Annotated in this window: 22 protein-coding genes; 12 read left to right on the forward strand and 10 right to left on the reverse strand. The window is 59.6% G+C overall.

Features of this window, described 5'->3' with window-relative positions; genetic code table 11:
• Positions 1–73 precede the first annotated feature (73 nt).
• The gene (locus ACA063_RS19000) at positions 74–715 is read left to right on the forward strand and encodes a TetR/AcrR family transcriptional regulator (protein WP_497662931.1); all 642 of its coding nucleotides are present in this window, start codon (positions 74–76) and stop codon (positions 713–715) included.
• A 46-nt stretch (positions 716–761) separates the two neighbouring features.
• On the opposite strand, the gene ACA063_RS19005 is transcribed toward ACA063_RS19000, so the two are convergent.
• Both ACA063_RS19005 and ggt read right to left on the reverse strand, forming a co-directional pair.
• The gene (locus ACA063_RS19005) at positions 762–1,295 is read right to left on the reverse strand and encodes a cysteine hydrolase family protein (RefSeq protein WP_497662932.1); all 534 of its coding nucleotides are present in this window, start codon (positions 1,293–1,295) and stop codon (positions 762–764) included.
• Between the two features lie 72 nt (positions 1,296–1,367).
• Complete coding sequence (gene ggt, locus ACA063_RS19010) at positions 1,368–3,095, reverse strand: gamma-glutamyltransferase (protein WP_162438526.1); 1,728 nt, start codon at positions 3,093–3,095, stop codon at positions 1,368–1,370.
• A gap of 150 nt (positions 3,096–3,245) precedes the next feature.
• Here ggt and ACA063_RS19015 point away from each other — a divergent pair, with 150 nt between their 5' ends.
• Positions 3,246–3,761 (forward strand): methylated-DNA--[protein]-cysteine S-methyltransferase, encoded by a 516-nt coding sequence (locus ACA063_RS19015; RefSeq protein ID WP_497666553.1) that lies wholly within the window; start codon positions 3,246–3,248, stop codon positions 3,759–3,761.
• A 138-nt stretch (positions 3,762–3,899) separates the two neighbouring features.
• Here ACA063_RS19015 and ACA063_RS19020 read toward each other — a convergent pair whose 3' ends face one another.
• Entirely contained in the window at positions 3,900–4,490 is a 591-nt protein-coding gene (locus tag ACA063_RS19020; RefSeq protein ID WP_497662933.1) for an NUDIX domain-containing protein, read from the reverse strand.
• Between the two features lie 53 nt (positions 4,491–4,543).
• Positions 4,544–4,981 carry a hemerythrin domain-containing protein gene (locus ACA063_RS19025; protein ID WP_497662934.1) on the reverse strand — a complete coding sequence of 146 codons (438 nt, stop codon included), beginning with the start codon at positions 4,979–4,981 and terminating at the stop codon, positions 4,544–4,546.
• A 148-nt stretch (positions 4,982–5,129) separates the two neighbouring features.
• Between ACA063_RS19025 and ACA063_RS19030 the strand changes: the two genes are divergently transcribed.
• Positions 5,130–5,561 (forward strand): GNAT family N-acetyltransferase, encoded by a 432-nt coding sequence (locus ACA063_RS19030; protein ID WP_497662935.1) that lies wholly within the window; start codon positions 5,130–5,132, stop codon positions 5,559–5,561.
• A 70-nt stretch (positions 5,562–5,631) separates the two neighbouring features.
• Here ACA063_RS19030 and ACA063_RS19035 read toward each other — a convergent pair whose 3' ends face one another.
• Entirely contained in the window at positions 5,632–5,982 is a 351-nt protein-coding gene (locus tag ACA063_RS19035; RefSeq protein WP_162438530.1) for a hypothetical protein, read from the reverse strand.
• A 160-nt stretch (positions 5,983–6,142) separates the two neighbouring features.
• Between ACA063_RS19035 and ACA063_RS19040 the strand changes: the two genes are divergently transcribed.
• The 9 genes from ACA063_RS19040 (at position 6,143) to ACA063_RS19080 (ending at position 11,141) form a co-directional block, all read left to right on the forward strand.
• Positions 6,143–6,391, forward strand: coding sequence for a hypothetical protein (locus ACA063_RS19040; protein WP_162438531.1), 249 nt, complete (start codon positions 6,143–6,145; stop codon positions 6,389–6,391).
• A gap of 21 nt (positions 6,392–6,412) precedes the next feature.
• The gene (locus ACA063_RS19045) at positions 6,413–6,742 is read left to right on the forward strand and encodes a DUF6388 family protein (protein WP_497662936.1); all 330 of its coding nucleotides are present in this window, start codon (positions 6,413–6,415) and stop codon (positions 6,740–6,742) included.
• A gap of 35 nt (positions 6,743–6,777) precedes the next feature.
• On the forward strand, positions 6,778–7,482 hold the full coding sequence (locus ACA063_RS19050) for a YoaK family protein (RefSeq protein ID WP_497662937.1): 705 nt from the start codon (positions 6,778–6,780) through the stop codon (positions 7,480–7,482).
• Positions 7,483–7,675: 193 nt separating this feature from the next.
• Positions 7,676–8,068, forward strand: a complete 393-nt coding sequence (gene tusD, locus ACA063_RS19055; protein WP_497666554.1) for a sulfurtransferase complex subunit TusD — start codon at positions 7,676–7,678, stop codon at positions 8,066–8,068.
• A 1-nt stretch (position 8,069) separates the two neighbouring features.
• On the forward strand, positions 8,070–8,426 hold the full coding sequence (tusC, locus tag ACA063_RS19060) for a sulfurtransferase complex subunit TusC (protein WP_497662938.1): 357 nt from the start codon (positions 8,070–8,072) through the stop codon (positions 8,424–8,426).
• A complete protein-coding gene (tusB, locus tag ACA063_RS19065) occupies positions 8,426–8,719 on the forward strand; it encodes a sulfurtransferase complex subunit TusB (RefSeq protein WP_497662939.1) in 294 nt (97 codons plus the stop codon). The genes tusC and tusB overlap by 1 nt, the downstream gene beginning before the upstream one ends.
• Positions 8,716–9,051: a TusE/DsrC/DsvC family sulfur relay protein gene (locus ACA063_RS19070; RefSeq protein WP_497662940.1), complete on the forward strand. Its 336-nt coding sequence runs from the start codon at positions 8,716–8,718 to the stop codon at positions 9,049–9,051. Before tusB ends, ACA063_RS19070 begins: the two co-directional genes overlap by 4 nt.
• Positions 9,048–10,049, forward strand: coding sequence for a glycosyl transferase family protein (locus ACA063_RS19075; protein WP_497662941.1), 1,002 nt, complete (start codon positions 9,048–9,050; stop codon positions 10,047–10,049). The genes ACA063_RS19070 and ACA063_RS19075 overlap by 4 nt, the downstream gene beginning before the upstream one ends.
• 90 nt (positions 10,050–10,139) lie before the next feature.
• The gene (locus ACA063_RS19080) at positions 10,140–11,141 is read left to right on the forward strand and encodes a glutathione S-transferase family protein (RefSeq protein ID WP_497662942.1); all 1,002 of its coding nucleotides are present in this window, start codon (positions 10,140–10,142) and stop codon (positions 11,139–11,141) included.
• Positions 11,142–11,444: 303 nt separating this feature from the next.
• Here ACA063_RS19080 and cysG read toward each other — a convergent pair whose 3' ends face one another.
• The 5 genes from cysG to lolA form a co-directional block, all read right to left on the reverse strand.
• The gene (cysG, locus tag ACA063_RS19085; RefSeq protein WP_497662943.1) at positions 11,445–12,839 is read right to left on the reverse strand and encodes a siroheme synthase CysG; all 1,395 of its coding nucleotides are present in this window, start codon (positions 12,837–12,839) and stop codon (positions 11,445–11,447) included.
• Positions 12,840–14,120 carry a serine--tRNA ligase gene (serS, locus tag ACA063_RS19090; RefSeq protein ID WP_497662944.1) on the reverse strand — a complete coding sequence of 427 codons (1,281 nt, stop codon included), beginning with the start codon at positions 14,118–14,120 and terminating at the stop codon, positions 12,840–12,842.
• A gap of 15 nt (positions 14,121–14,135) precedes the next feature.
• A complete protein-coding gene (gene crcB, locus ACA063_RS19095) occupies positions 14,136–14,510 on the reverse strand; it encodes a fluoride efflux transporter CrcB (RefSeq protein WP_497662945.1) in 375 nt (124 codons plus the stop codon).
• Positions 14,510–15,832 (reverse strand): replication-associated recombination protein A, encoded by a 1,323-nt coding sequence (locus ACA063_RS19100; protein WP_497662946.1) that lies wholly within the window; start codon positions 15,830–15,832, stop codon positions 14,510–14,512. Before ACA063_RS19100 ends, crcB begins: the two co-directional genes overlap by 1 nt.
• A gap of 192 nt (positions 15,833–16,024) precedes the next feature.
• Positions 16,025–16,648: an outer membrane lipoprotein periplasmic chaperone LolA gene (lolA, locus tag ACA063_RS19105; protein WP_162438543.1), complete on the reverse strand. Its 624-nt coding sequence runs from the start codon at positions 16,646–16,648 to the stop codon at positions 16,025–16,027.
• Between the last annotated feature and the right edge of the window lie 46 nt (positions 16,649–16,694).

The following is a 16,694-nucleotide window of genomic DNA, read 5'->3' on the forward strand; positions in this document are numbered from 1 at the left end:
ATGCCGTACCTGCTGGCTCTTTCGCTATGTAGTTTTGTATATTGCGCCACTCAAATCCCCAAGACAGCCGTTCATGAGCCGCATTCGTCAGCACAATCTGCACGTCATTCTGGAGGCCGCCAGCGCAGAGTTCGCCGCCAAAGGCTTCGATGCCACCCAGACGCGGGACATCGCGGCGCGGGCGGGTGTGCCTAAAGCCAATCTCTATTACTACTTCCAGAGCAAGGAAAGTCTGTACGCCAAGGTGTTGCTCGGGTTTGTCGAGCCACTGCTGGAGGCCTCGGCGGTGCTGCGCGAGAGTGATGATCCGGTTACTGGGCTGCAGGCCTATATAGCCGCACGGATCCGGATCGCCCGGGAACATCCGCCTATTGCGAAGGTGTTCAGTGGGGAGTTGTTACTGGGAGGCAGGCAATTGCCCGAAGAATGTCGGGACCTGTTGTATGCCGAGGCACGACGCAATGTCGATTGCCTGCGCAGCTGGATTGATCGGGGGTTGCTGGCGACGGTAGACCCGGAGCACTTGATGTTGTTCATTTGGTCGGCGACGCGCACCTACACCAACCTGGGTTGGCAGATGGCGCATATCACAGGCCGGGAGACGCCGCGGGATGAGGATTATCGGGATGCAGCGGCGACCATTACCCGCTTGGTGCTGGGCGGGGTGGGGCCGGTTGCAGTGGATGAGGGGAAGCGGTTGATGTTTGCGACTTGAGATTGTTGGGGATTCTCGGGGACATCCCCCTCGCCATCGATAGCTATCAGAATTTGATTTCGCCGGCCGGTATAACGTCGATTCGGGCGACCGAGCCCGTCAAGTGCGCCAGATCTTTGTTATGTTCGGCAACAATGTCTTCGGCGGCCATATTCCCATTGTCCACCGTCGAATGAGCATCAGCAGCAAGCACCACGTCATAGCCCAAGGTCAGCGCCTGGCGCACGGTGGCATTTACGCAATAGTCGGTTTGCAGCCCGCAGATGATCAGGCGGTCGACATCCCTCTTTTGCAACAACGCCCGAAGATGAGTGTGGTAGAACGAGTCTCCCGTGGTTTTGCGTACGCGCAGGTCCTCATCTGAGGTCATCAGCCCTTCCGCGAGTTGCCAGCCTTCGCTTTCGAATTGCAGCAAGTCGCCCCCTTCCTCGTGCTGGATGAGGATGACGGGGATGTTGGCTTTTCTGGCCTTGGCACTAAGTCCGTTGATGGTGTCGATGATGCGCTTGATCTCGAAGCATTCGTACTCGCCGGCGCACAGGGCGCGCTGGACGTCGATGATCAGCAAGGCGGTGCTCATGGTCTTCCTTCCTTGAAATGTCGGTAGGACAAGGGGACAGAAAATAGATCCGTCCCCTTCTAAAAACAACCCTTAATAACCGAGCGACAACCCGGTGTTACGTCGTGGGTCGTTCGCGCCGTAGAAACGGTTTTTGCCGACCGGTTTGCCTTCCAGCGAAGGGGCGCCGACCAGAATGGCCGCCACGTGGTTGGCATCCTGTGGCCCGGCGAACTTGTGGCCCATGGCTTCGAGCATCTTCACCGTGTCCGGACTGGTGGTGAAGGTTTCCAGGTTGGTTTCTTCAGGCAGCCATTGCTGGTGGAACCGTGGGGCATCGACCGCTTCCTGGATGTTCATGCCGTAATCGATCACGTTGAGGATGGTCAGCAGCGTCGCGGTGATGATGCGGCTGCCGCCTGGGGTGCCGACGACCATCACGACCTTGCCGTCCTTGGTGACGATGGTCGGGCTCATCGACGACAGTGGCGCCTTGCCGGGCGCGATGATATTGGCTTCACCCTGGACCAGGCCGTACATGTTCGGCACGCCGATTTTCGAGGTGAAGTCGTCCATCTCATCGTTGAGGATGACCCCGGTTTTACTGGCCATGACGCCAGCGCCGAACCAGTCGTTGAGGGTGTAGGTCACCGACACCGCGTTGCCCCATTTGTCGACGATGGAATAGTGCGTGGTGTTGCTGCCTTCATGGGGCGCGACGCCGGGTTTGATCTCGCGGGAAACGCCGGCCTTTTTAGGGTCGATGGCAGCGCGGATTTTGGTCGCGTAGTTTTTGTCCAGCAGGTGCTCGATCGGATTCTTCACGAAGTCCGGGTCACCCAGGTAGCTGTTGCGGTCCACATAGGCGTGGCGCATGGCTTCGATCTGGTAGTGCATGCCCTGGGCCGAACGGTAACCCAGGTCTTTCATCGGGTAGCCGTCAAGGATGTTCATGATCTCGCAGATCACCACGCCACCGGAGCTTGGCGGTGGTGCCGAAACCACGTGGTAGCCGCGATAATCGCACTCCACCGGAGCCAGTTCGCGAGTCTTGTATTTGTCGAGGTCAGCCTGAGTGATGATGCCCTTGTTGGCCTGGCTGGACGTGACGATGGCGTCGGCTACCCAGCCTTTGTAGAAGCCGTCAGCGCCTTTCTCGGAAATTTCCCGCAGGGTTTTGCCGAGGTCTTTTTGCACGAGCTTCTGGCCGACCTGCATCGGTTCGCCATTGCTCAGGAAGATCGAGCCCGAATCCTTGATATCTTTCTTGAAGACATCCGTGGCGTACTCCAGCAAGTCAACATCACCCTGCTCCAGCACAAAACCGTCTTCCGCCAGTTTGATCGCCGGGGCGATCACGTCCTTGCGGGGTTTGGTACCGTATTTGGACAGCGCCAGCTCCATGCCCGATACAGTGCCCGGCACGCCAACCGCCAGGTGGCCGCGGGTGCTCAGATCAGGGACGACATTGCCCTCTTTGTCGAGGTACATGTCGGCAGTCGCGGCCAGAGGGGCTTTTTCGCGGAAATCGAGGAAGGTCTTGCGTCCATCGGCCAGCTGGATGGTCATGAAACCACCGCCGCCCAGGTTGCCCGCTGCGGGATACACCACCGCCAGCGCGTAGCCGACCGCGACGGCTGCATCGACAGCGTTGCCGCCATTCTTGAGCACGTCGACACCCACGTGACTGGCCAGGTGCTGGGCAGTGACGACCATGCCGTTTTCGGCCGCGACCGGGGCCACGGAAGCCGCGTAAGTACTGAGGCAGCTGAGCGCCAATGAGGTCGCTATCAGCGATTTGGCAAAAGGTTCGAACTTCATGATTCGGTCTCTTTTTTGTTTTTCAGGCTCTGCCCAGGACAGAGGGAACGCTTCAGGAGCAGTAGCCAGTATGGCTAAGATTGCGTATTGCGCCTCCCCGACCAGGCAGTATCCTTAACGCTTGTTCAACAAATCGGCGCGGCCTGCGATATGACCTACACCTGCACAACCCTGGCGTCCCCGGTTGGTGAGCTGAAGCTTGTCGCGAATGGCTCACGACTGGCCGCCATCCTCTGGGAAAACGACACACCGGGCCGCGTGCGACTGGGGCCCATGAGCGAAGCGACGGACAATCCGATCCTTTTGCGCACCGCCGAACAGCTGCGCGAATATTTTGCCGGCACCCGTGATCACTTCGAGCTGGAGCTGGAATTTGCCGGTACGGAATTTCAGAAGAAGGTCTGGGCGGCGCTGTTGACGATTCCGTTCGGCGAGACCCGCAGCTATAGCCAGATCGCCACGCAGATCGGCAACCCGAGCGCGGTCCGGGCAGTGGGGGCGGCGAACGGGAAGAATCCGATATCGATTGTCGCGCCGTGCCATCGGGTGATTGGGGCGTCGGGGAAGTTAACAGGGTTTGCCGGAGGGCTGGAGGCGAAGGCGTTGTTGTTGCGGCTTGAGGGGGGCGATGGGTTGGCGGTTGGCCGGACGGGACATTTGTTTTGACGAAAGAACTCCTGTGGCGAGGGAGCTTGCTCCCGCTCCAGTGCGCAGCGCTGGCAAGATGCCTGAACAGGTCCAGGCATTTTGGGTCTGCTTCGCAGACCAGCGCGAGTAAACTCGCTCGCCACACAAGCGTACGATTCAGGATGCAAAAAGGTTTTTCATCGCCGCGTACTGCAACAGCATGATGGTCTTGGCGTCGCAGATTTCACCGCGGTAAAACGCTTCGAGCGCGTCGTCGAAGGTCCATTCCAGCACTTCGAGCTCTTCGGCTTCTTCCTCCAGTCCGCCGCCCTCGCTGACCTTCGAGGCGACGTCATATTCGGCGATGAAGAAATGCAGTTTTTCAGTGACTGAACCCGGGCTCATGTACGCCTCGAACACCTTCTGCACATGGTGCACGCGGTAACCGGTTTCCTCCTCCGCTTCATCGCGGATACGCTCTTCAGGTGCTGCACCTTCGAGGAGCCCCGCCGCGACTTCGATCAGCAACCCGTCATGCCCGTTGACGAACACCGGCAAGCGGAACTGGCGAGTCAGTACGACAGTTTTCTTTTCCCGGTTGAACAGCAGGATCGCCGCGCCATTGCCACGGTCATAGACCTCGCGGGTCTGGCGCTGCCATTCGCCATTGTTGCGAAGGTAATCGAAGGTAATTTTCTTCAGCAAGTACCAGTCGTGGGACAACACCTCTGATTCGATGATGTTGACCCGCTCGGCTGTGTTCGACATGACTGCGCATCCCTAATCCATGAGAAAGCCCACATCTTAGGTGAAAACGCAGCTCAAGAAAGCTGTGCTTCGTACTCCTTCACGTACTGCCCCGCTAGCGTCTCCTTCTGCTTCTCGTCCAGGAGTTTGCCGGCCATCTGGAAGAACTTCTGCTCTTCCTCCTTCAGGTGGTGATGGACCTTTTCGGACAGTTTCTTCGCCATGGCGAGCCAGGCCGGGCTGGACATCTCGGTCTCGTCCAGGGTTTCCATCATCTCGTCCATCTCGTGGTGTTCAGAGATGGCATGGCGGCTGAGGTCGACGCCGTTGTCGAACTCCATCAACGGGATGTAGAAATGCCGCTCTTCTGCGGTTTCGTGGGCCTGCAATTCCGCCTTCAGTTGCTTGTAAGCTTCGACCCGTTCGGGGGTGTCGCCGCTGGTCTTGATCAGCGCGTCGGCATAGGTACGTTGACGGTCGTGGCTTTCACGCAAGGCTTCAAAAATATTCACGGAGTGTCCTCATCGGCAGCGTTCTCGAATGACGCTATGTAGGCTAGACATTCGCGCCACAGCGACAGTTCCACGTGAAGATCTGGATCAATCACCGGACGCCGCGTTACGCTTGCGCCTTTCTCTCATAGCCATAAGGATTTAGCTGATGACACTGCGAATTGAACAATCGCAAGACCCCACGGACGACGAGCGCCAGGCGATCCTCCTGCCCTTGCGCGCCTACAACGCCTCGAAGGCTGGCGTCACGGTCGCCGAGCCGATTGCTTTACTGGTGCGCGATGAGCACGACGACATTCTCGGCGGGTTGTACGCCAAGGTGTTTTATCGGTGGCTGTTTATCGAGTTACTGTCGGTGCCGGAACACGCGAGGGGTCAGGGATTGGGTTCAAGGCTGATGCAGATGGCTGAAGACCTGGCACGGGAGAAGGAATGCGTCGGTATCTGGCTCGACACCTTTGAATTCCAGGCGCCGGGCTTTTACAAGAAGATGGGTTACAGCGAGCTGGGGCATATTGCCGATTACCCGCCGGGGCACAAGCGCTTCTTCTTTCAGAAGCGGTTGATCAACGACGTTTAGTGACTGCCCCAATCATGTAATCGACACCTGATCCTTGTAGGAGTGAGCCTGCAAGGGGGTCAGGCTGAATTCAGAGGCAGGTCGCCAGCGCCGCCAACCGGCGCTTGGCAACAAAATCATCCTGCTGCGCGTAGTAGCTCAACACCGTCCCCGAAGCATCCAGGGTCACGTCAACGAAAGACTCCGCCGCACGGGTGTAAACGGTGGTCCCGCCCTTCTCGCCCGGCTGCAGATACGCGCCGGCATCGTCACCGAACACCGCTTCGTCCTGCCAGGAAAACTGTACGCACTGGGCTACGACTTTTTCCGGCTTGTCCGACTTCAGGGTTTTGTACGGAGTTTTGGTGCGAGCATCGTTCATCACCGAGCCGGCGCAACCCGCCAGCAAGGTTGCGGCCAGCGCCACCATCAAAATTCGCATTGCATTCGCTCGTCAGGAAAAAGCGGACTGTATCACCCAGGCACGGCGTTTCGTTCTGCTTTACTTCATATATAACGCGACACCGGATGGCGATTCGCGCACCCTGTCGCGCCATTAACCTCGCAACGCCCAATTTCCGGGCGCATTTTCTGGAAAGGCCATGACACCCAACGCCGAATACTACAAACCCACCGCTGAATATGCCGACAAGCTGATCAGCCAGATTGGCCAGACGCCGTCCTGGATCGCCAAGCGCATCGGGGTGACCGACAAGCGCATTCGCTACATTCTCGACGGCGAACGCACCGTCAAAGGTGAAACCACACCGATCCAGATGACCTATCCCGAGCAGTTTGCCCTCGAATGCCTGGCCGCAGCAGCCAAGGCCAGCAAAAAGCAATCCACGTAGTTTCGTTAACAAGGAGCGACCATGGCGGCAACCGAACAGCAACACGAGCAAGCGCTAAAGAAGTTTCTCGATGAGCGTCCTGAACTGCGCGTCGAACTCGACAACCTCAATCCGCTGTTGGCTCAGGCCAAGGGCGAAACCGCGGCGCAGTTTCGCGACGAACGTTTGCATGAAGCCTTTGAAGCCGAGGCCGAGCGGCTTGGATTGTTTGCCTGGGAGCTGACGCTGCGACTGACCGCTGTGACGGACGAGGACTATCAGGCGCAGCGTCTGGAAGTGCACAAGGAAGTGGCCGAGATGGCGGGGATGGACTGGCTGGAATATTGCGAGTTATATGGACTGAGTAAGTAACCCTGTTTACTGCTACCTGAGGTCGACCTTCGCCAATGCTGCCATCCCTCTCCACTGAACGCGCCAGCCCGGGCCATCTGCATGCCAGGAAATGGCGCGGACGTATCGGCCTGTCGCTGGTTGCCGGCCTGTCGGTGCTCGCTGGCATGACCGACGCCATCGGCTTCATGGCCAGTGGCGATTTCGTCTCGTTCATGAGCGGCAACACCACCCGCCTCGCGGTGGCCATCAGCGACGGGGACATGGGGCTGACCCTGCGTTTACTGATCCTCGTCGCCACCTTCATCCTCGGCAACGCGTTGGGCATTGTCGTCAGCCGCCTCGGTAGGCGCCGGGCGCTGCCCTTGTTGCTGTGCATCGCCATGCTGCTCTGTGGTGCCGCAGCCTGGCCTTATGACGACCAATTACCGGCGCTGCTGGCCGCGATCGTCGCCATGGGCATGCTCAACGCTGCCGTGGAAGAGGTGAATGGCCTGCCGGTCGGGCTGACGTACGTCACCGGTGCGTTGTCGCGGTTTGGTCGTGGGCTGGGCCGATGGATGCTGGGCGAACGACGCAGCGGCTGGCGGGTGCAGTTGATCCCGTGGACCGGGATGTTTGCCGGCGCGGTGCTGGGCGCGTTGCTCGAGCATCATCTCGGGCTCAAGGCACTGTTTGTAAGCGGACTGCTGGCTGGGGGGATCGGGGTGTTGTCCTTGATGATTCCGCGCCGCTGGCAGTTGGGTTATATGCCGCGCTGAGCCCAATGTAGGAGCTGCCGCAGGCTGCGATCTTTTGACTTTGTTTTTGAAGAACAAGATCAAAAGATCGCAGCCTGCGGCAGCTCCCACAGGTGATCCCTGTGTATCTGACAAGTAGCTTCCAGGCAAAGCCCCTTAGCCGCCCCACCGATAAAGCTTTATCATGCTTGCAGTTTTGCTGATCGAGTCCGCCATGAAGTTCGCCATTGCGCTGTTTTCCGCCGCCCATGCGCCCTCCTCGCGCCGCGCCTTGCTGTTCGCCCAGGCTGCGTTAGCGGGGGGGCATGAGATTGTCCGGCTGTTTTTCTATCAGGATGGCGTCTACAACGCGTCCGCCAGCGTGGTCACCCCGCAGGACGAGCTGGATGTGCCCCGGCAGTGGCGCGCCTTTGTCACCGACCATCAGCTCGACGGCGTGGTGTGCATCGCCGCGGCCCTGCGCCGTGGGGTGCTGAACGAGGAAGAGGCCAAGCGTTATCAACGCGACGCTGTATCGGCAGGCACACCTTGGGAATTGTCCGGCCTGGGCCAGTTGCACGACGCGGTGCAGGACGCCGACCGCCTGATCTGTTTTGGAGGCGCGTGAGATGCCCAAATCCTTGTTGATCATCAGCCGCCAGGCCCCCTGGTCCGGGCCGAGCGCGCGGGAAGCACTGGACATCGTCCTGGCTGGCGGCGCCTTCGATCTGCCCATCGGCCTGCTGTTTCTCGATGACGGCGTGTTCCAGCTCGCGGCAAAACAGGACGCCAAGGCCCTGCAACAGAAAGACCTGAGTGCGAACCTGCAGGCCTTGCCGATGTTCGGTGTCGAGCAATTGTTCGTCTGTGGCGACAGCTCGGCAGCGCGGGGGCTGGAGGTTTTTGCACTGGCAGAAGCCCAGGTGCTGTCCGCCCCTGAAATCACCGCACTTATTGACCGTTACGACCAGGTGATCACCCTCTGATGTCGACTTTGCATGTGTTGTCTCATTCCCCTTTCGGCGACGATCGCCTGCCCAGTTGCCTGCGAGTTATCGGCGCCGACGATGGGCTGCTGCTGTCGGGCGATGCGGCGTACGCCTTGCAGCCAGGCACTGCACCCTTCGCCGCCTTGAGCGCCCGTGGCCTGAAACTGTTCGTGCTGGCAGAAGATGCTCAGGCACGCGCGATTTCGGTTCCAGACTGGGCGATCGGCGTGGATTACCCGGCCTTCGTCAACCTGTCGATCCACTACGACAAGGTCAACAGCTGGCTATGAATTCGCTGACAGTCGGCGCCCGCGCCATCGATCTGGACAAGGACGGTTTTCTGGTCGAACTCAGTGACTGGTCTGCCGACGTGGCAAGTGCCCTGGCGGCGGCAGAAGGCATCGAGTTGAGTCCTGATCACTGGGAAATCCTCGAATTGTTGCGCAGCTTTTACGCCGAATTCCAGCTGTCCCCGGCCACGCGTCCGTTGATCAAGTACACCGCATTGAAGCTCGGCCCGGAAAAAGGCAACAGCCTGCACCTGAACCGACTGTTCAAAGGCACCCCTGCCAAACTCGCCGCAAAACTGGCGGGTCTGCCCAAACCGACGAATTGCTTATGACCGACTATCCAGCGCTGACCCTCGAAACGCCCGCCGAGCATCCGTTCGCCCAATTCGTGCGCATCCTCGGCAAAGGCAAGCGCGGCGCTCGTGATTTGACCCGAGAGGAAGCTCGCGAAGCCATGGGCATGGTGCTCGACGACAAGGTCGAGGAGACCCAGCTGGGCGCATTCCTGATGCTGTTACGGCACAAGGAAGAAAGCGCCGAGGAAATGGCCGGGTTCACCGAAGCCTTGCGTCAGCGCCTGAATCCGCCGGCAATGGCCGTCGATCTGGACTGGCCGACCTACGCAGGTAAAAAACGTCACCTGCCGTGGTACTTGCTGGCGGCCAAATGCCTGGCGCAGAACGGCCTGCGGATTTTCATGCACGGCGGCGGCGCGCACACGGCCGGTCGGTTGTACAGCGAGCAACTGCTGGCGCAATTGCAGATCCCGCTGTGCCGCAACTGGCAACAGGTTGGCGCCGCGCTGGATAACGGCGGCCTGGCATTCATGCCGCTGGTGGACTGGGCACCGCAGTTGCAACGGATGATCGACCTGCGCAACACCTTGGGGCTACGTTCGCCCATCCATTCATTGACGCGAATTCTTAATCCGCTGAGCGCTCGTTGTGGCTTGCAAAGCATCTTCCACCCCGGCTATCAGGCGGTGCATCGTGATGCCAGCGGCTTGCTCGGCGATACCGCGATCGTGGTGAAAGGCGACGGCGGCGAAATCGAGATCAACCCGGATGCCGACAGCCACTTGTACGGCACAACGGGCGGCCAAAGCTGGGACGAGGAATGGCCGCAGTTGTCCAGCCAGCGTCACGTCAAACCCGCCTCGCTCGATCCTGCGCATTTGAAAGCGGTATGGCGTGGTGATGTGGTCGACAGCTACCCGCAAATGGCATTGATTGCGACCATGGCCCTGGCGCTGCGCGGCCTCGGTGAAACCCGCGAGCAGGCCTTTGAAACGGCTCAACACTACTGGAATGCTCGGGACAGATCGATTTAACCGATCATAACTGCCCAACCTTTGCGCTTTTTGTTCGAACCTATGCGCATAGACTCCTCTCCAACGCTTATTGATTGAGGAGTCTTGAACATGGGTTTGTTAGTAGAAGGACGCTGGCAGGACCAGTGGTACGAAAGCAGCAAGGACGGCGCGTTCCAGCGTGAGCAGGCGCAGCGTCGCAACTGGGTGACCGGCGACGGCCAGCCCGGCCCGAGTGGCATCGGGGGCTTTGCGGCTGAAGCCGGGCGCTATCACCTCTACGTCTCCCTTGCCTGTCCGTGGGCGCATCGCACATTGATCCTGCGCAAGCTCAAAGGCCTCGACAGCGTGATCGACGTGTCGGTGGTCAGTTGGCTGATGCTCGAAAACGGCTGGACCTTTGACCAGTCGCTCGGTTCTACCGGCGACAAACTCGATCACTTCGACTTCATGCATCAGCGCTACACCGCCGATACCGCTAACTACACCGGGCGTGTGACCGTGCCTGTGCTGTGGGACAAGCAACAAAATCGGATTGTGAATAATGAATCGGCAGAGATCATCCGCATGTTCAACAGTGCATTCGATGAGTTGACCGGCAATGACCTGGACTTCTACCCGGCGCCATTACGTGGCGAGATTGATGCGCTGAACGAGCGTATTTATCCAGCGGTTAACAATGGTGTGTATCGCGCAGGCTTTGCCACTTCGCAGCAGGCGTACGAAGAAGCGTTCGATGAGGTGTTTGCCGAGCTGGACCGGTTGGAGTCGTTACTGGGCGCCAATCGTTACCTGGTCGGGGAATATTTGACCGAGGCGGACATTCGGCTGTTCACCACGCTGATTCGCTTTGATGCGGTGTATCACGGGCACTTCAAATGCAACCTGCGGCGGATTGCCGACTATCCGAACTTGTCGAACTGGTTGCGCGAGCTTTATCAGTGGCCGGGGATTGCCGATACGGTGAACTTTGAGCACATCAAAAAGCACTATTACGGCAGTCACAAGACGATTAATCCGACGGGGATTGTGCCTAAAGGGCCGGCGCAGGACTTTAATGCACCGCATGATCGTGCGCGGTTGAACGGGAAAGGGGTTTGGCAGAAAAACTGATCGAAGCGTTCGTGGCAAGGGGTTTATCTGCGGTGAAGGGATGGTCTGTGGCGAGGAGATGGTCTGTGGCGAGGGGATTTATCCCCGTTGGGCCGCGAAGCGGCCCTTGCCCTTGAGTTTTAAAGACGGGACTGCTGCGCAGTCCAACGGGGATAAATCCCCTCGCCACAGATAAATCCCCTCACCACAGATAGATCCCCTGGTCACAGATAAATCCCCTAGCCACAGATAAGTCCCCTAGCCACAGATAAATCCCCTAGCCAAAATACCTATCCTCACCACAGATAGATCCTTACCACTGAGTCAAACCTGCGCCTGAGCCCCTTCAAACCACGCCAGTTTCTCGCGCAGTTGCACCACTTCCCCGACGATCACCAAGGTTGGCGCATGCACTTCGTGCTCCGCCACCAGCCGTGGCAGGTCCGCCAGGGTGCCGGTGAATACCCGCTGATTGACGGTGGTGCCCTGCTGGATCAGCGCTGCCGGCGTATCTGCTGCACGGCCATGCTTGATCAATTGCTCGCAAATGATCGGCAAGCCCACCAGCCCCATGTAGAACACCAGGGTTTGCGCCGGTGCCACCAGATCGGCCCAAGGCAAATCAGTAGAGCCATCCTTCAGGTGCCCGGTGACGAAACGCACTGACTGCGCGTAATCGCGGTGAGTCAGCGGAATACCGGCATACGCCGCGCAACCGCTGGCTGCCGTGATACCCGGCACGACCTGGAACGGGATGCCATGGGCCGCCAGTTCTTCGATCTCTTCACCGCCACGACCGAAGATGAACGGATCACCGCCCTTCAGCCGAACGACGCGCTTACCTTGCTTGGCCAAGTCCACCAGTTGCTGGTTGATCTGATCCTGAGGCACGGCATGATCAGCGCGGCGTTTGCCGACGTAGACCCGCTCGGCATCACGACGGCACAAATCCAGAATGGCCGGCGCCACCAGACGGTCATACAGCACCACATCAGCTTGTTGCATCAGGCGCAAAGCACGGAAGGTCAGCAGGTCGGGATCACCCGGGCCTGCACCGACCAAATACACTTCGCCGGTTTTTTTCGGCGGCTCACCAGCGATCTTCGCCAGCAATAAGCGCTCGGCTTCAGCGCCCTGCCCCGCCAGTTGCCGGTCAGCAATCGGGCCTTGGAACACATCTTCCCAGAACGCCCTTCGCTGCTGCACATCCGGCAGCAGGCCTTTGACCTGACTGCGAAAACGCGCCGCAAGACCGGCCAGTTGGCCGTAGGTGGAAGGAATCCAGGTTTCGATTTTGGCGCGGATCAGCCGTGCCAGCACAGGCGCATCGCCGCCGCTGGAAATGGCAACAATTAGCGGGGAACGATCGACGATCGCCGGGAAGATCACGCTGCACAAGGCTGGCGCGTCCACCACATTGACCGGGACACAGCGCCGATGGGCATCGGCGGAGACTTGCGCGTTCAGCGGCTCATCATCGGTGGCGGCGATGATCAGCCCGCAACCGTCCAGGTCCGTCTCGACGTAACCGCGCAACACGCACTCGCCACCGCTGCCGGCAATCAGTTCGCGCAATTGCAGTTCGATTTCAGGTGCAACCACGCGCAGCAGAGCACCGGCTTCGGCCAGCAGGCGGGATTTGCGCAAGGCAATCTCCCCCCCACCGACGACCAACACACGACTGCCGCGAAGGTTGTGAAACAGCGGCAGATAGTCCATTTAGCCGATGACCTCCAGGCCACCCATGTACGGCTTCAGCACGTCCGGCACACGGATCGAACCGTCGGCCTGCTGGTAGTTTTCCAGCACGGCAACCAGGGTACGACCGACCGCCAGGCCGGAACCGTTCAGGGTATGAACCAGTTCAGGCTTGCCGGTTTCCGGGTTGCGGAAACGCGCTTGCATACGACGGGCCTGGAAGTCGCCGCAGTTGGAGCACGACGAAATCTCGCGGTACTTGTCCTGGCTCGGAATCCACACTTCCAGGTCGTAAGTCTTGACCGCACTGAAACCCATGTCGCCGGTGCACAGCGCCAGGGTGCGATAAGGCAGCTCCAGCAGTTGCAGGACTTTCTCAGCGTTGGCGGTCAGGCCTTCCAGCGCTTCCATCGACGTCGACGGCTCAACGATCTGGACCATTTCGACCTTGTCGAACTGGTGCTGACGAATCATCCCGCGGGTATCACGACCCGATGCACCGGCTTCACTGCGGAAGCACGGCGTGTGCGCGACGAACTTGATCGGCAGCAATTTCGAATCAACGATTTCGCCGGCAACGATGTTGGTCAGCGAGACTTCGGCCGTCGGAATCAGGTACAGATCCGCTTCACCTTCGCGGGCGATCTTGAACAGGTCTTCTTCGAACTTCGGCAGCTGACCGGTGCCTTGCAGCGCCGGCGCCTGGACCAGATAAGGCGTGTAAGCCTCTTCGTAACCATGTTCGGTGGTGTGCAAATTGATCATGAACTGCGCGAGGGCGCGGTGCAGACGAGCGATCGGGCCGCGCAGCAGGGCGAAACGGGCGCCGGACAATTTGGCGGCGGTTTCGAAGTCCAGCCAGCCGAACTTCTCGCCTAGGGCCACGTGGTCCTGAACCGGGAAATCGAACGCGGTCGGGGTGCCCCAACGGCGCACTTCGACGTTGTCGTCTTCATCCTTGCCGACCGGCACGGATTCGTGTGGCAGGTTCGGGATGCCGAGCAGGATCGAGTCCAGTTCGGTCTGGATCGCGTCCAGCTCCACTTTACCGGCGCTCAACTCATTCGCCATGCGCTCGACATCAGCCATCAGCGGCGCGATATCTTCACCGCGCTGCTTGGCCTGGCCGATGGATTTGGAGCGCGCATTACGTTCAGCCTGCAGTGCTTCGGTGCGGGTCTGGACGGTCTTGCGCTGTTCTTCCAGCGCTTCGATGCGCGCAACATCCAGGGCAAAGCCACGGGATGCCAGGCGGTCCGCTACGTCCTGAAGGTTGCTACGTAACAGTTTGGAATCGAGCATGTCGGTCTCTCGTTATCAAAGTTTGGTCAAGGACAGGCCAGCCCACGTGGCGAGCAGCCCGCCGAATACGCTGATGGCAGCATAGCCCAGGGCCAGCAGCACCTGCCCGCTTTCCAGCAGGCGCACCGTATCCAGTGAAAAGGATGAAAAAGTCGTCAGCCCCCCGAGGAAGCCGACCATCAACCCGGCACGCACCTCGATGGGCACCTCCGGGCGTATCAAAAACAGACCGTATAAAACGCCGATCAGCAAACAGCCGACGATATTAACGGCCAGCGTCGCGGTATAGAAGTGCCGCGGCCAATTAGCGTTGACCCAATTAGCGGTGCCGAAGCGCAACAAGGTGCCAGCAATTCCGCCGACGGAAACCGCAACGATCAAAGGAATCATTATTTTCTCCGCTGCCGGGGGCTGAGACGGTCCAGCTGCGCGAGGTGATTGAGCTTCTCGCCGATCTTCAATTCCAGACCTCGCGGCACCGGCTGGTAGAACGGCTGGGGCTCAAGTTCTTCTGGAAAGTAATCTTCGCCGGCGGCGTAGGCGTCCGGCTCGTCGTGGGCATAACGGTATTCGTCGCCGTAACCCAGTTGCTTCATCAGCTTGGTCGGCGCGTTGCGCAGGTGCAGCGGCACTTCGAGGGAACCGTGTTCGGTGGCGCTGCGCATGGCCGCTTTAAAGCCCATGTACACCGCATTGCTTTTGGGTGCGCACGCGAGGTAGGTGATGGCCTGGGCCACGGCGAGTTCGCCTTCGGGACTGCCGAGCCGTTCTTGCACCTCCCACGCCGCCAGGCACAGGCTCAGGGCGCGCGGATCGGCGTTGCCGATGTCTTCACTGGCCATGCGCACGACGCGCCGGGCCAGGTACAACGGATCGCAACCGCCATCGATCATTCGCGCGAACCAGTACAGCGCGCCATCGGGATTGGAGCCGCGTACGGATTTATGCAGCGCAGAAATCTGGTCGTAGAACGCTTCGCCACCCTTGTCGAACCGCCGACGGGTATCGCCCAGCAGGCTCTGCAACAAGTCCGTGCCGATTTCGCTGCTGTCTTCAGCCAGGTCCGAGGCATTTTCCAACAGGTTGAGCAGACGCCGACCGTCGCCATCGGCGGCCGACAGCAGCATCTGGAAGCCTTCGTCGCTGAGGCTCAACTGGCGTTTGCCCAGACCCCGTTCTTCGGTCAGCGCGCGATGCACCAGTTTACGCAGGGCCGCTTCGTCGAGGCTCTTGAGCACATACACCCGGGCCCGAGAGAGCAAGGCGTTGTTGAGTTCGAACGAGGGGTTTTCGGTGGTGGCGCCGATGAAGATCAGCGTGCCGTCTTCGACATACGGCAGAAAGGCATCCTGCTGGGACTTGTTGAAGCGATGCACTTCATCAACGAACAGGATGGTGCGCTTACCGTATTGCCCGGCCTGTTGCTTGGCAATTTCCACGGCCTGACGGATTTCCTTCACGCCGGCGAGTACCGCCGAGACAGTTTCAAAGTGCGCGTCCGAAACTTCCGCCAGCAGCCGTGCAAGGGTGGTTTTGCCGACCCCTGGAGGCCCCCAGAAGATCATCGAGTGCAGCGCACCCTGCTCCAGCGCTTCGCGCAAAGGCTTGCCACGGGCGAGCAGGTGTTCCTGACCGACGTACTCATCCAGATTGGCAGCGCGCAGGCGGGCGGCCAAGGGTTGAGCGATCGGGGCGCTGCGAAACAGGTCCATCACTGCTTTTCTATAACCTCTTACTTAAGATGCCAATCAGTCAAACATGGCGTAGATCCTGTGGCGAGGGAGCTTGCTCCCGCTGGGTCGCGTAGCGCCCCCTCTTTCTGTCTGAATAGAAGGGGGACTGCTGCGCAGTCCAGCGGGAGCAAGCTCCCTCGCCACACAAGCCCGCTCCCGCAGGTACTGTGGTTACTCCTGGATCACGTCCGCACCCTTGGGGATGTCGAACTTGAACTTGGACGCCGGAATCGGCTCGTTGGCCTTCACGCCGGTGAACAGGATATTGGTGCGCTGGCCGACACTGTCGATCAGTTGCATGTCATTGACCAGGCCATTGCGGAACGACAGGCGCAGGCTGTCGAACAGCGTGTCCTTGGTTTTCGGCTTCAAGGTGAAGTCGATCACGCCGCCGGCTTCCTTGGCGCTGATGTCGAAACTCTGGCTGATCTTGGAAACATCACCGGACAACAAAAGTGCCGGCGTCTGGGTCAGACGCTGATCGAGGTTCTTGATCGTGACCTGTTCCAGGTCCGGGTCCCACAGGGATACCTTCTTGCCATCGGATACCATCAGTTGTTCCTGCGGCGCATCGGTGTGCCAGTAGAACAGGCCGGGACGCTGCAAGGACATCTGCCCGGCGGTTTCCTGCAACTGAGTGCCGCTGCCATCAAGGGTCAGCTGGGAAAAACGGGCGCTCAGGGTCTGGGATTTTTCCAGCAGTTGGGTCAGACGTGCCACGTCCTTGTCATCGGCGTGGGCCGAGAGCGTGGTCAAAGCCAGTACCGGCAGCAACAGCATGCGGATAAGACGCATGGGAGTCCTCATAACATTCGTGGGAGTGCGGGCGACGTCTGATGAC

The sequence above is a fragment of the Pseudomonas sp. LBUM1643 genome (assembly GCF_059716215.1).